This is a genomic window from Paraburkholderia sp. GAS82, from assembly GCF_050436285.1.
Classification (GTDB): domain Bacteria; phylum Pseudomonadota; class Gammaproteobacteria; order Burkholderiales; family Burkholderiaceae; genus Paraburkholderia; species Paraburkholderia phenazinium_B.
This window is the reverse complement of record NZ_JBNDLX010000002.1, coordinates 121,797-134,065: the sequence shown is the minus strand read 5'-3', so window position 1 is coordinate 134,065 and position 12,269 is coordinate 121,797. Positions and strand designations below refer to the sequence as shown.

The window sequence follows — 12,269 nt, the reverse complement described above, 5'->3', positions numbered from 1 at the left end:
ATAAATGAGTAGTACAGAATTAACCAAATGCTACGGTTTAAAAGAATCTGGTCCGAGTCTTACTTGAGCGCTACGCTCATACCGCCGTCCGCCATCACGACCGCGCCGACGATATAGCTGGCCTTCTCGGACGCCAGAAAGGCGATCACTTCAGCAATTTCCCGCGGGTCGGCCGCCCGTTTGATGGGCGAGTTTTTGCCGTGCTCGGCAAGGAAGGCCGGACCATCCTTGTGGATGTGATTCGTGATGTTCGTGACCGCGTCGCCGGATCCCACGGCATTGACACGAATGCCGTGATCGATCGCTTCGAGCGACATGGCGCGCGTCAACTGGGCGAGCGCACCTTTCGAAGCCGCGTAGGCGGCGATCAGCGGAAACGCCTGATAGCATGCATACGACCCAACGTTGACGATGGCACCGGTCTTCGCCGGCATCATCGCGCGCATAGCTTCGCGCGAGAACAGGAACGCACCGGTGGAGTTGACCGCCTGAATGCTATTCCAGTCGTCTAGCGTCATCTCGACAACCGGCTTGTTAATGATGATCGCGGCGTTGTTGACGAGAATATCTAGCTTGCCAAAGCGTTCCATTGCGGTGGACACGGCACGCACCGCGCTTTCCTCATGCGCGACATCGGCGATAAGCGGGACGATCCCCGGACGGCCCAACGCTTCGACGTTGGTGCCGCGTCCGACGGCGATCACGCTGGCGCCTTGCGAGTGCAGCAGTTCGGTGGTGGCGAGTCCAATGCCGCTAGCCGCTCCGGTGACGATAGCGACTTTGCCGGCGAACGGCTGGTTGGTTTGCGCAGATGAAGTCATGGTGAATATCTCCTTCGAGTTGAGGGATGAGAATGGTTAGAAAGGGCTCGCCGTCGGACGTACGACGATTTCGCTGACATCGACGTCTGCCGGTTGCTCGATCGCATAGGCGATCGAGCGTGCAATCGCGTCCGACGTCAGCGCAACGCGGCGGAAGTCGCGCATCGCTGCGCGCGCGGTGTCGTCGGAGATCGAATCGGCCAGCTCCGACTCCACGACGCCCGGGCAGATCACGCTCACGCGAACCTTGTCGGTTTCTTGCCGCAGGCCGTCCGAGATGGCGCGCACGGCGAACTTGGTGGCGCAATACACGGCGGCCGTCGGCGAGACGGACAGGCCGCCTATCGAGGACATATTGATGACCTGGCCGAACCCCTGGCGCTCCATGACCGGCAGGACGGCAGCGATGCCGTGCAGCACGCCGCGGATGTTCACGTCTATCATGCGATTCCATTCGTCCACTTTTGTCGCGCTCAAGGGTGACAAAGGCATCACGCCGGCGTTGTTGACGATCACGTCGATGCGGCCGAAGGCGTCCAATGCGAACTGGGCGAACGCGTTGACGTCGGCGCTAGACGTGACGTCAAGTGCCCGGTAACGAACAGAGCCGCCGCTCGTCTGGATCTCCTCGGCCAGCGCCGCGAGTCGCTCCGTGCGGCGCGCGCCGATCACGAGCTGGTGTCCCTGGGCGGCGAGCAGGCGGGCCGCTGCTTCGCCGATACCGCTGCTTGCTCCGGTGATGAGGATGACTTTAGGTTGACTGGTTTGCGTTGCCACGTTGCGTTCTCCGTTTCGGCAATCTGTGCCGGTTGGTCCAAGGGAGAGGCAGCGAAGTTTGCGCATGAAGCGGCAAGGCAATCGCGGCGCGGTCTCCCGGGCGCTTCGGCTGCACCGTGCAACCGATGACCCAATCTTATGAGCCGGGTGCCTGCGCGCGAATACACGCGACAATTGCGGCATTGCCTATTCCTATTGAAGTGGACGCAGCCGGTCGATCGCATCCAGTAGAATTCCTCCACCTGATCCGGTGAGAGAGGAGTTCTCGTGACCGTTGCCGACAACGCTGCTTCTGCAAGAATGGTGAGTCTGCTTGAGCGACTGGCGCCGAATGAGGGGTACACCCAGTCCGCGCTGGAGGGCGTGCGGTTCATGCGCTCGAACCGGCCGCTGGGGCGCACCCCGGTGCTGTACGAGCCCAGCATCGTGATCGTGTGTCAGGGGCGCAAGCTGGGTTTTCTGGGCGAAGAGGTGTACGTATACGATGCCCAGCACTATCTGATTCTGTCCGTGCCCCTGCCGTTCTCGACTGAAACCGAAGCAAGCGAGTCCGAGCCGATGCTGGCCGTGACGTTGCGCCTCGATCTGATCGAACTGACCGATCTGATTTTGGTGATCGACCGTTCCGGACGCCATCAGCAAGGCACACCGCTCGGGATCGTATCGACGCCGCTTCAAGGAGACCTGGCCGAAGCGACCTTGCGTCTGCTGCAAGCCCTGAGTTCACCGCTGGACGCCGAGGTACTGGGGCCTGCAATCGTGCGGGAAATCTGCTACCGGGTATTGATCGGGGAACGTGGTGCAGCGATGAGGGCCGCGCTCGCGCATCAGGGCCGCTTCGGGCGGGTGGCGAAAGCGCTGCGGCGAATTCACACCGACTATGCGCAGTCATTGGATGTCAGTAGTCTTGCGGAAGAGGCGGGGATGAGCGTTCCCGCGTTTCACGTCAACTTCAGAACTGTTACGTTGACCTCGCCGATTCAATACATCAAGTCGACGCGTCTGCATCAGGCGCGTTTGCTGATGATTCGCGACGGCTTGACGGCGGCCTCCGCGTCGGCGCGTGTCGGTTACGAAAGTCCATCGCAGTTCAGTCGCGAGTTCAAGCGCTTTTTCGGGCGCTCGCCGGTCGATGAAGCTCGGGATATGCGGGCATCGTTCGCGCTATCCCCAGCTGCAAAGATCGACGATTTCGCCGCATCTCATTGACCCATGAAGTCGATTTGCTAAGTTGTACTCGTCAAGGCGACGATAAAGTCAAGAAATACCCTTGTCTTGGCCGGCGTGTGGTGCCGCGATGGATGGTATGCATAGAGCGGGAAGCGCTCATCCGGCCAGTCTGGGAACAGGTTGACGAGCCGTCCCTCGCGGATCAGGGGCTCGGCTCCGAGCAGCAACACCTGCGCGACGCCGGAGCCTGCCAGACACGCATTGAGGAGCGCGCTTGGATCATTCACCGTGAGCCGTCCATTCGTTTCGACAACAAGCTTTTTGCGCTTGCGATGAAACTCCCACGGATACGGCTTTCCTGTTTCCGGGTTCCGGAATTCGAGGCACCTGTGCACGCCGCGCCCCAGCTCTTGGGGCTCCGTTGGCCGACCCCGGCGAGCGAGGTATGAGGGTGCTGCGACTGTAACAACTGCAGTGTCCAGAAGCTTTCGCGCAACCAGACTGGATGAACGGGGTTTGCCAAATCGCAAGGCGAGATCGAAGCCGTCGACGATGAGGTCACCAAGCTGATCTCTCGCAATGAACTCGAGTTCAAGTTCAGGATGCGCATCCATGAATTCGTCGAGCTTCGGGCTCAGAGCGATTCGCAAAAAGGCCGGATCAAGGTTGATTCGCAGCTTTCCACGTACTGTCGCGACGCCTCCTGCAGCGGCTGTGGCCGCTTCTTCCATTCCTCTTAGGTGCGGCATGACCTGCTCATAGAACCGTCGGCCCTCTTCAGTGAGGGAAACGGCGCGGGTCGTCCGATTGAAGAGCCGTATTTTCAACCGCTTTTCGAGCCGGGCGATTGCCCGGCTAACCCCGGGCGGTGACATGCCCATCAATTCGGACGCAGCTGCGAACGTCTTCGCATCGACGACGGCAGCAAATACGCTGATACCGCTGGAGAGATTTTCGCTGGGCGATCTCATTGGGCTGACCCTGCACAGTGCGTCAAAAACTGCACTATGACTCATTAGTGACTATCCGTCATTTCACAAGTGTCATTCATGTCATTCAGTTTCTTATCGAATTTGCCCACAATGCACCCCAACAGTACGTTTCAACCTCACTTCATTCCAATTTCCAGGGAGCACGAGATGACCGTTCAACTTCCCTGCCGCGACTATCTATGCAAGGAGAAACTGCAATGTATGCAATCACAGGTATAACAGGAAAGGTCGGCGGTGCGGTGGCGCGCACGTTGCTCGCAGCGGGCCAACCGGTACGCGCGGTTGTACGCGATGCCGCCCGGGCACGGTCGTGGGCCGAGCAAGGGTGTGAGGTGGTGACAGCCAGCATGGACGACGCGGCTTCCCTCACCGCCGCGTTCGAGGGCACGCAAGGGGTCTTCATTCTGCCGCCATCCGACTTCGATCCGTTGCCTGGCTTTCCCGAGGCACGTGCTGTCATTGACGCCGTGCGCGGTGCGCTTGAGTCCGCGGCACCCGGCAAGGTGGTCTGCCTGTCGACGATCGGCGCGCAGGCCACCGAGACCAATCTGCTCACGCAACGTACGCTGATGGAGCAAGCGCTTCGTGAGTTATCGATGCCCGTGACATTCCTGCGGCCAGGCTGGTTTATGGAAAACGCCGCATGGGACGTTGCGCCGGCCCGTGACGAAGGGATGATCGCCAGCTTTCTGCAACCGCTCGACAAGGCTGTGCCGATGGTCGCAACCGCGGACGTCGGTCGAGTTGCCGCACAACTGCTTCAACAAACCTGGCGCGGCGTGCGTGTCGTCGAGCTTGAGGGGCCACAACGTGTGAGTCCTAACGATCTGGCCGAGGCATTTGCAAAGGTCCTCGGTCGTCCGGTTCGTGCGGAAGTGGTGCTGCGCGAAACGTGGGAGGCGCTGTTCCGCTCTCAGGGGATGAAGGAACCGTTGCCGCGTATGCGCATGCTCGACGGGTTCAATGAAGGCTGGATCGCCTTCGAAGGCGAGGAAGCGGGCATCGTCAAGGGCGAAGTGGAACTGGAAACCGTCGTGCGAAGCCTTGTCTCCCAGGCAGGTTAGAGCAGGCGCACCCGGTGACGCGAGCAGGATGCCGCGTCACCGGGTGTTTTCCGCCATCGTTCATCAAGAGATTCATATCAAGAGGTTCGCTATGGAATACAGCACACTCGGCAGTTCAGGGCTGCGCATTTCCCGTCTTTGTCTTGGCGCCATGACCTTTGGTGCCGGTACCGGAATCTGGGGCGAAATTGCCGGTCTCGACCGTGCGCAGGCCACCCAGCTTGTTGCAATGGCCGTCGAGCGCGGTATCAACCTGATCGATACAGCTGACGCCTATTCGCAAGGACAGTCAGAAACGGTCGTCGGACAGGTGTTGGCCGACCTCGGGCTCGACGAATCGCGCATGCTGGTCGCGACCAAAGTTCGGCTACGCACAGGAGCCGGTCACAACGACGTTGGGCTCGGCCGCTCGCACATCATGCGGTCGGTGGAAACGAGTCTTCGGCGCATTGGCCGCGATCATATCGACCTGTTTCAGTTGCACGACCGCGATGAACTTGTTCCGCTCGAAGAAACGCTTCGCGCGCTGGATGATCTTGTCACGCAGGGAAAGGTGAGGCACATCGGCGTGTGCAACTTCAGCGCGGGCGATCTGGAGCGTGCACAGGGAATTACCGCCCGCACGCACCGGGCCCGCATCGTCAGCAATCAGGTTCACTATGCGCTGACGAGCCGCGACGTCGAACATGAGATCGCGCCCGTGGCAAAGGCGAATGATGTCGCGCTGCTAGTGTGGAGTCCGCTCGCGGGCGGATACCTGAGCGGTAAGTACACGCAGGGAAGCAGCGGCGAAACGGGGCGTCGAACCAGGCTGAATTTTCCGCCGGTCGATCCTGCAAAGGCGGATCCTGTCGTGGGTGTATTGCGCGACATCGCCACGGAGTTGAACGCGTCGCCGGCTCAGGTGGCGTTGGCCTGGATTCTGCAGCGCCGCGAAATCTGTTCCATCATCGTAGGCGCGCGCACGCACGATCAACTGAGCGCTAACCTCGACGCTCAGCAGATCGCCTTGAACGCAGAGCAGACCGAACGCCTGAATCAGGTTTCGCAGCCGCAGCTGCCATATCCTTACTGGATGCAGCAGTTCCACGACAAGGATCGAGTTGTAGGCTGAATCAGTTCGTTCCGCTCTCGTTCAGTTTGCGTGATTCAGAGCGCTTGGGGGCAAGGGCTCGATTAGTAGGCCCACCAGCCCGGGCCCCACATGCTCCAATTCCACGCTGCATTCTCATTCATCTCGGCGCTCATGCGCTCCTGGTCAAGGAAATGTTGCTGAAGTTGCTCCCGCTTGTAGTTGTCCCAGGCGTTTTCATCACCGATATACAGGCAGCCACATGAATAAGGGTCTGCGTAGAGAAAGACGGCTTTTCCGTCCTTTACCTTCTGCACAACACGGTTCGGTGGCAACGTGTTCAGTTGCAAACGTTGCTGGTCGGTTGTCACCGGAACAATATGAAAGCCCGCTGCTGCAAGCAGGTCGTCTTTCTCGTTGGCCCGTTCTACCGGCGTGGCGCATCCGGAAATCAGTGCGCTCGCGATGAGCGCGAGAAAAAAGGCTGTCCATCTGAGCTTCATGATCGTCCCGTGCGTTAGGCTTTAAATGTTGTGGTACCTGGTACCGTGTACAGATTGACCATCAAAACTTAGCTGAAAATTACGGCAGTGTCCCGCGCTCTGACTCGTGGCGCCAGTGACCTGCCGCATACCGCTACGCAGAAGCAGACAACGCCTGCGCAACACGCTCACGCAACGTCGGCAACACCTCGGCTTCGAACCACGGATTGCGCTTGAACCACGCAATGTTGCGCGGCGACGGATGGGGCAACGGAATGATTTTCGGGCTGAAGTCTCTCCATCGCAGGAGCGTATCGGTCAGTGTCTCCCCGCATGCTTCGCCGAGTCCAAAGCGCTGTGCATATTGACCAATCAGCAAGGTGAGCTGGACCGAGCGCATCTGTGCCAACAGATCGTGATGCCAATGTGCAGCGCACTCGGGCCGTGGCGGCAAGTCGCCACTTGCGCCACGCCCTGGGAAGCAGAAGCCCATCGGCACAAGCGCAACTTTCGTGTCGTCGTAAAAGGTCGCATCGTCGAGGCCGAGCCACGTGCGCAAGCGGGTACCGCTTGCATCGCTCCACGGAACGCCCGACGCGTGCACTCGCGCCCCCGGTGCCTGGCCGATTATCAGAACCCGCGCGCTTTCGGATGCCGCGACTATCGGGCGGGGGGCGTGCGGCAGCACGGGCGCGCAGATCGTGCAGGCGCGGATTTCGTGCAACAGCGCATTCAGAGGGATTCGCTTCATAGGAACCGTTCGCAGTGTTTGCAGCAGTAGCGATGGAGAACAACTGGCCGCTGATCGAAAGGGTGAGGAATCGAAGGGTTGCGATGATTTGGCAGCCCATCATGGACGGCTTGCTGTCGATGCGTGTAGCAGTTTATCGTAAGCTCGCAAATGAGAGGGGCCGGCTCCCGGCAGATCGTAATGTTAAGCCACATATCGTCATTCCTCACGCGGAGGGCAACGTGCTCGTCATCGAAAGAGTTTTTCTAACCCGGGCCCGTATTTAATCTGCTTTGTCTTTGCATCGCACGATCGTTATTCTTGTCTGTCTGCGTTAGGGCGAATCGGCGAAGGCAGTCGGTGAGTAGCCAATGAGCCGCCAGCATTCAGCCGGTCCCAGCGCTCAATTGTTATCCCACCAACACACGAAGGTTCGCTAAATGAATACCGTCCCGCAGGCGCCGCTAATTCTGATAACGGGTGGTGGTCGTGGCGTCGGCGCAGCGACTGCGCGTCTTGCTGCCGCACATGGCTACGATGTGGCGATCAGTTTCGTCTCCGACGAAGCTGCCGCCCTTGCGGTGGCGGCCGATGTAGAAGCTGCGGGGCGTCGAGCGTTACCTGTGCGCGCAGATAGCGCGGACCCTGAGCAGGTCGCTCAGCTATTCGCCGCGATCGACCGTGAGTTCGGGCGGATCGATGTGCTGGTGAACAACGCCGCGATCATTGCACGGCAGTCCCGGCTGGAGGATCTTGAGTTCGAGCGGATGCAGCGCATCTTTGCTGTCAACTCGATCGGTCCTATCCTCTGTGCACAGCAAGCGGTGAAGCGGATGTCCTTTCGTCACAAGGGACCAGGCGGCGCCGTGATCAACATCTCGTCGGCGTCGGCGCGGCTTGGCAGTCCAAACGAATATGTCGACTACGCCGCGTCGAAGGGCGCTCTTGAGACATTCACTACCGGCTTTGCAAAAGAAGTTGCGCGGGATGGGATACGCGTCAACTGCATTCGCCCAGGGCACATCTACACTGACATGCATGCCAGCGGCGGAGAGCCGGGACGGGTGGATCGCGTCAAGGATTCGATCCCTATGGGAAGAGGCGGCCAGCCTGAAGAGGTTGCGCGGGCGATCCTATGGCTAGCCAGTGCCGAGGCTTCCTTCATTACCGGCACGTTCCTCGACGTCACTGGCGGCAAGTGAGCAACTGCTGGAGCCGGCGTTCATCATCGCCATGTCGTGTCGTGCCGTTCGCGCGCGGCCGGCACGTATGCCGATTTGTTCGACTTGGGCTGTATACGTCCTTTACCAAGGCACTCACACTCTTTACAAGGGATTTAGGTCGGGACCGATATCATCGCTCCGCTTGACGCTACTGGACCTCAGTCAGGCGTTATTGTCAGGAGTGAGAGCATGTTTGAAATCGGAAAAGAATATTCCCGGGAAGATATTCACAGGGTGACGGGCGGATGCAAGCAGGCATTTTTGCCTGTGAAGGGTGGCAAGGTAGTCGCCGCGCGACTGCGCCAAGATCTGAATCCCTACGCCCCAGACGTCATTGTTTGCGACAGCAGTGCGGCTTCACGTGCGGCCGGTCGAACGCTTGCGCGACAGACCGAACCCGTACCTGTCTTTGTGCGAACCGCGTCCGACCGCTTTCGTTATATGGGGGAATACGTCACTGAGGAATCACTTACCGCGCCCCTTGACTACGAAAAGTACGTCAAGAACAGCGGTTTTACGCTGGGTCAGATTTCTCGTGTGCTCAAGATGAAGCGCCGTTGACACGGCTTTCAGCGCTCCAAACCGAGTAAAGGGACGGCAGGTCACCGATCAGCGTGACCTGCAACGGATCGAACCGCTTGACGGCTTAGACGAGTGTCAGTGTCACGTCGATGTTGTTGCGTGTAGCATTCGAATAGGGGCACACAATATGCGCGCGGTTGATCAGATCCTGGGCCGCTTCGCGCGACATGCCCGGCAACGAGATCTTCAATTCGACTTCGATGCCGAAGCCATTAGGAATGGGCCCGATACCCACGTTTCCGTTGACCGACACATTTGCCGGGACCGCGATTTTGTCGCGCTGACCAACGAACTGCATTGCACCGATAAAGCACGCGCTGTAACCAGCAGCAAAAAGCTCTTCGGGGTTGGTACCTTTCTCGCCATCGCCACCCAACGCTTTCGGTCTCGTCAGCTTCAGGTCCAATCCGCCTTCCGGCGCGACGGCGCGGCCTTCGCGGCCTCCCGTCACATCGGCGTGAGCACGGTAGATAACGTTTTCAATCGACATCGTCAGCTCCTCGTTAATACATCGGATGAAGGGTGCGCCTCGCGGCACTCTGATGATAGTTCAGTGCGCCGTATTCTGGCTTTAGCCTGTTGATGGCTTTTTTTTGATCGCGTACGCTACTTCCAGGCGGCGCGAAGGCTGAACTAGCAGGAAGCGGCAATCAAAAAAACTCGGGGCGGGGAAGTGCAGCGATGAAGATGTCTCACAGATTAGAAAGCTCTAGTACGGCGGGACCGGTGTGGGGGCTTATCTTTGGCTTGCTCATGACGGCGATCGGAATGAGCCTCTGGTTTCATGCAACGCGGTCGATCGACAGCGGACGGCATGATGAATCGTTGGCCGTAGCGGCCACGCTTATTGGCCTTTTTTTGGCTGTATACGCAGGGCGCGAACTTCGCCGCAAACGTCGGTAGGTTGGGCTCCTGTGAGGAAGGGGAGTGACGAGGGACAGTCGCCTGTTCAATTGCACATCACCCGATAGGCACGCATTCAGTCCAGAACCGCCCGCACCTCGCGGAGAATCTCTTCCGAGAGTTCAGGGTCATCAACCGCGCGAGCCAGAATGATGGCTCCGACGATGCTCGAAAGCGTATGGATCGCATCGCGACGAGCATTTTTCTTTTTTGCCTTTGCAAGTGGCTCGGTTAAGCCTTTGAGCGTACCCTCCACATGCCGCGTGAATGCAGCTTGAGCCGCAGGCTCGCGCGCAATCTCGCTCCCCAATGCTGCGATCAGGCATCCGTCTCCCCTCTCGTCGCGGTGTTGCTCAGTGAGATATCTGTCGACGTATTGAGTCGTTGGCTTACCAGACGCCGCACTTTCCTTCATGAAGTCGAGCAATCTGGCCGATGCATCTTCAATGCTCTCCGAAATCAGATTGCATTTCAAGGCGATCAAGGTCGATCAGCAGGAACAGCTATTGGTGGGCGTCGACAACAGCGCGGCTGAAATCGTTGGTCAGCCGCTGACGACGCCAGAACAGTTCATCGCACAGCATCGTCATCTTCTGGCGTAAGGGGCTATATGCCGACAGTTTAGGGTGAACGCCACGTCGTAAAGCGCTGGACGAGCGCGACCGGATCCGGAGGATTCTCGCTTTTGCGGAAGAGAATCTTCCCGGATCGCGAATAATGGGCGCCGGGATAATCACGTCGCAAGCGCGGCCTCAAAGCACGCTGCGACAGCACATACCCGTTCGTCGGCACCCTTGCGCCCGATAATCTGCAAGCCTGCTTTCAGCGACGAATTGGCAACAGGTATCGGCATACTGAGTGCCGGATGACCACTCAGATTGAACGGGCGAATTAGTGACGACATGGCGATAACCGACGTACCGCTGCGCGCAGCCTCAACTGTGATGGGCAGAGTAGGCAAGGTGGACATGACAAGCACGTCCACGTCGGCGAGAGCGTGGTCGACTGCCTCCGTGAACCGGCGCCGCACCTGCTCCGCCGCCTCTAACTGCGCGGCCGTCGTCGCGGCAGCGAGGCGCAAACGCGCTTCGAGATCGGCGCCGAGTCGACCGGCTCCGGCCAGGTGTCCGAAAGCGCGCGAGGTCTCCGCATTGATCAATGCGAGTCCCGCGTCGAACGCGTCTTGAAGAAGGCGAAGCTCGATAGATCGCGTATTGCCTCCGACCCGATCGACCGCGTTCTGCACAGCCTTGAGTATGTCGGCGTCGGCCTCCACCGACACGCATGCGATGTTGATCCCTGTACGCCCCTCGCTTGCGGCGCCGATACCGAATGTTGGGTCGATCCCCGCCATCGCAGCGATGAGCGTTCGCATGTCACGGGCAAACGGGCCAACGCAGTCGAGCGACGATTCGGCGGGTGCGACGCCGACACGCGACACGCGCCCGAACGTGGGCTTGAGGCCAATCACTCCGCAACACGCTGCGGGTCCGCGGATGGAGCCGCCGGTGTCAGTACCGAGTGCCGCGTCCACGAGCTCGAGGCCGACCGCCGACGCCGAGCCGCTCGACGAACCCCCTGGAATTCGCACTGGATCTTGCGGATTGCGCGGTGTGCCGGTGAAATCGTTGATACCTGTCATGCCGAACGCCAGTTCATGCATGTTCGCCTTGCCGACGATATGCCAACCCGCATCGAGCACGTTTTGCACCACGTCGGCATGGCGTGCCGCAGGTGGTGAGCCGGCGAGCGCCCGGCTTCCCGCGGTGGTCGGGTGGCCAGCAACGTCGATCGTGTCCTTGATCGCAATCGTCGGCGCGCTCGCGGCTTCGTTAGAACGTAAGGAAAACTGACTGATAAAGGCTGTCATGATGTCGTGTCGTTTCGAGGATTGACGTGCCAGGGCGCGTCGAACAGACGCTCGGTGCGAAAATGCTGGATGAGCCACCGGTCGCCGTCAGGTGCGGGCGAGAAATCGACTTCAAGGCGCGCGGAGATCAGTTGTGCTGGAGCGTCGACGTAGCCGGACGCCTGAAGCATTACCCAGCGCCCCTTGGCCGACGAGCCCGCGACCTCGATTGTTTCCGCCGTCAGGAAGTGCACATTCGTGGTGAAGTGCGGGGTGGGCGGGAGATACCGCTGCAGCATCGTGACGATTTCTGCGCGTCCTTCCAGGCGACCGAATTTCTGCGCGTATTGGGAGCCAATACCTTCCCAGATTGCGTCATTGGCGAACAGCGCCGCCAAAGATTCACCGCTGCTGGCGGCTGAAGGAACGTCGCAAAGCGCCATATACCGCGAGATTGTCTTGCGGACAGCGCGTTCGGCTTCGAGTGCCGAGATGCGCGCCTGGAGTGCCTCGAGCGTGCTCTGCCCTTGAGGGCTGTCATTCCGTGTCATGTCGCTTCACTCCTGCGCATTCGTTGCGGACGGTACGACCAATTCCCGACCAA

Annotated in this window: 15 protein-coding genes; 6 read left to right on the top strand and 9 right to left on the bottom strand. The window is 59.6% G+C overall.

The window, feature by feature from the left end; genetic code table 11:
* Window positions 1-59: 59 nt before the first annotated feature.
* Both P3T17_RS06965 and P3T17_RS06960 read right to left on the bottom strand, forming a co-directional pair.
* Complete coding sequence (locus P3T17_RS06965) at window positions 60-821, bottom strand: SDR family NAD(P)-dependent oxidoreductase (protein WP_429405669.1); 762 nt, start codon at window positions 819-821, stop codon at window positions 60-62.
* A 36-nt stretch (window positions 822-857) separates the two neighbouring features.
* Entirely contained in the window at window positions 858-1,598 is a 741-nt protein-coding gene (locus P3T17_RS06960) for an SDR family oxidoreductase (protein WP_429405667.1), read from the bottom strand.
* 300 nt (window positions 1,599-1,898) lie between these two features.
* Between P3T17_RS06960 and P3T17_RS06955 the strand changes: the two genes are divergently transcribed.
* Entirely contained in the window at window positions 1,899-2,807 is a 909-nt protein-coding gene (locus P3T17_RS06955) for an AraC family transcriptional regulator N-terminal domain-containing protein (RefSeq protein WP_429406444.1), read from the top strand.
* Window positions 2,808-2,824: 17 nt separating this feature from the next.
* On the opposite strand, the gene P3T17_RS06950 is transcribed toward P3T17_RS06955, so the two are convergent.
* The gene (locus P3T17_RS06950; protein ID WP_074266532.1) at window positions 2,825-3,739 is read right to left on the bottom strand and encodes a LysR family transcriptional regulator; all 915 of its coding nucleotides are present in this window, start codon (window positions 3,737-3,739) and stop codon (window positions 2,825-2,827) included.
* A 218-nt stretch (window positions 3,740-3,957) separates the two neighbouring features.
* Here P3T17_RS06950 and P3T17_RS06945 point away from each other — a divergent pair, with 218 nt between their 5' ends.
* Window positions 3,958-4,824 carry an NmrA family NAD(P)-binding protein gene (locus P3T17_RS06945; protein ID WP_429405666.1) on the top strand — a complete coding sequence of 289 codons (867 nt, stop codon included), beginning with the start codon at window positions 3,958-3,960 and terminating at the stop codon, window positions 4,822-4,824.
* A 91-nt stretch (window positions 4,825-4,915) separates the two neighbouring features.
* Complete coding sequence (locus P3T17_RS06940; protein ID WP_429405664.1) at window positions 4,916-5,938, top strand: aldo/keto reductase; 1,023 nt, start codon at window positions 4,916-4,918, stop codon at window positions 5,936-5,938.
* 62 nt (window positions 5,939-6,000) lie between these two features.
* Here P3T17_RS06940 and P3T17_RS06935 read toward each other — a convergent pair whose 3' ends face one another.
* Both P3T17_RS06935 and P3T17_RS06930 read right to left on the bottom strand, forming a co-directional pair.
* Complete coding sequence (locus P3T17_RS06935; RefSeq protein WP_074266530.1) at window positions 6,001-6,399, bottom strand: hypothetical protein; 399 nt, start codon at window positions 6,397-6,399, stop codon at window positions 6,001-6,003.
* Between the two features lie 133 nt (window positions 6,400-6,532).
* Window positions 6,533-7,129: a uracil-DNA glycosylase family protein gene (locus P3T17_RS06930; RefSeq protein ID WP_429289209.1), complete on the bottom strand. Its 597-nt coding sequence runs from the start codon at window positions 7,127-7,129 to the stop codon at window positions 6,533-6,535.
* 419 nt (window positions 7,130-7,548) lie between these two features.
* Here P3T17_RS06930 and P3T17_RS06925 point away from each other — a divergent pair, with 419 nt between their 5' ends.
* Together P3T17_RS06925 and P3T17_RS06920 are read left to right on the top strand one after the other, a co-directional pair.
* Window positions 7,549-8,310, top strand: a complete 762-nt coding sequence (locus P3T17_RS06925) for a glucose 1-dehydrogenase (RefSeq protein WP_429405662.1) — start codon at window positions 7,549-7,551, stop codon at window positions 8,308-8,310.
* A 210-nt stretch (window positions 8,311-8,520) separates the two neighbouring features.
* Entirely contained in the window at window positions 8,521-8,892 is a 372-nt protein-coding gene (locus P3T17_RS06920) for a hypothetical protein (RefSeq protein WP_074266526.1), read from the top strand.
* Between the two features lie 85 nt (window positions 8,893-8,977).
* Here the strand turns inward: P3T17_RS06920 and P3T17_RS06915 are convergent, their stop codons facing one another.
* Window positions 8,978-9,403, bottom strand: a complete 426-nt coding sequence (locus tag P3T17_RS06915; RefSeq protein ID WP_429405661.1) for an organic hydroperoxide resistance protein — start codon at window positions 9,401-9,403, stop codon at window positions 8,978-8,980.
* A 489-nt stretch (window positions 9,404-9,892) separates the two neighbouring features.
* Window positions 9,893-10,231 (bottom strand): hypothetical protein, encoded by a 339-nt coding sequence (locus P3T17_RS06910; RefSeq protein ID WP_429405660.1) that lies wholly within the window; start codon window positions 10,229-10,231, stop codon window positions 9,893-9,895.
* On the opposite strand from P3T17_RS06910, the gene P3T17_RS06905 reads away from it, so the two are divergent.
* A complete protein-coding gene (locus P3T17_RS06905; protein ID WP_429405658.1) occupies window positions 10,230-10,418 on the top strand; it encodes a hypothetical protein in 189 nt (62 codons plus the stop codon). The two genes, P3T17_RS06910 and P3T17_RS06905, sit on opposite strands and share 2 nt — an antisense overlap.
* A gap of 131 nt (window positions 10,419-10,549) precedes the next feature.
* Here the strand turns inward: P3T17_RS06905 and P3T17_RS06900 are convergent, their stop codons facing one another.
* Both P3T17_RS06900 and P3T17_RS06895 read right to left on the bottom strand, forming a co-directional pair.
* Window positions 10,550-11,686, bottom strand: coding sequence for an amidase (locus P3T17_RS06900; protein ID WP_429405656.1), 1,137 nt, complete (start codon window positions 11,684-11,686; stop codon window positions 10,550-10,552).
* Window positions 11,683-12,216: a nuclear transport factor 2 family protein gene (locus tag P3T17_RS06895; protein ID WP_429289215.1), complete on the bottom strand. Its 534-nt coding sequence runs from the start codon at window positions 12,214-12,216 to the stop codon at window positions 11,683-11,685. Before P3T17_RS06895 ends, P3T17_RS06900 begins: the two co-directional genes overlap by 4 nt.
* Window positions 12,217-12,269 lie beyond the last annotated feature (53 nt).

What these genes read in the sequence shown, in the direction of transcription:
- P3T17_RS06925 (WP_429405662.1), top strand. Translation starts at nt 7,549, where the DNA reads ATGAATACCGTCCCGCAGGCGCCGCTAATTCTGATAACGGGTGGTGGT.
- P3T17_RS06930 (WP_429289209.1), bottom strand. Translation starts at nt 7,129, where the DNA reads ATGAAGCGAATCCCTCTGAATGCGCTGTTGCACGAAATCCGCGCCTGC.
- P3T17_RS06965 (WP_429405669.1), bottom strand. Translation starts at nt 821, where the DNA reads ATGACTTCATCTGCGCAAACCAACCAGCCGTTCGCCGGCAAAGTCGCT.
- P3T17_RS06955 (WP_429406444.1), top strand. Translation starts at nt 1,899, where the DNA reads ATGGTGAGTCTGCTTGAGCGACTGGCGCCGAATGAGGGGTACACCCAG.
- P3T17_RS06910 (WP_429405660.1), bottom strand. Translation starts at nt 10,231, where the DNA reads ATGAAGGAAAGTGCGGCGTCTGGTAAGCCAACGACTCAATACGTCGAC.
- P3T17_RS06920 (WP_074266526.1), top strand. Translation starts at nt 8,521, where the DNA reads ATGTTTGAAATCGGAAAAGAATATTCCCGGGAAGATATTCACAGGGTG.
- P3T17_RS06915 (WP_429405661.1), bottom strand. Translation starts at nt 9,403, where the DNA reads ATGTCGATTGAAAACGTTATCTACCGTGCTCACGCCGATGTGACGGGA.
- P3T17_RS06895 (WP_429289215.1), bottom strand. Translation starts at nt 12,216, where the DNA reads ATGACACGGAATGACAGCCCTCAAGGGCAGAGCACGCTCGAGGCACTC.
- P3T17_RS06940 (WP_429405664.1), top strand. Translation starts at nt 4,916, where the DNA reads ATGGAATACAGCACACTCGGCAGTTCAGGGCTGCGCATTTCCCGTCTT.
- P3T17_RS06945 (WP_429405666.1), top strand. Translation starts at nt 3,958, where the DNA reads ATGTATGCAATCACAGGTATAACAGGAAAGGTCGGCGGTGCGGTGGCG.
- P3T17_RS06950 (WP_074266532.1), bottom strand. Translation starts at nt 3,739, where the DNA reads ATGAGATCGCCCAGCGAAAATCTCTCCAGCGGTATCAGCGTATTTGCT.
- P3T17_RS06905 (WP_429405658.1), top strand. Translation starts at nt 10,230, where the DNA reads ATGAAGTCGAGCAATCTGGCCGATGCATCTTCAATGCTCTCCGAAATC.
- P3T17_RS06900 (WP_429405656.1), bottom strand. Translation starts at nt 11,686, where the DNA reads ATGACAGCCTTTATCAGTCAGTTTTCCTTACGTTCTAACGAAGCCGCG.
- P3T17_RS06935 (WP_074266530.1), bottom strand. Translation starts at nt 6,399, where the DNA reads ATGAAGCTCAGATGGACAGCCTTTTTTCTCGCGCTCATCGCGAGCGCA.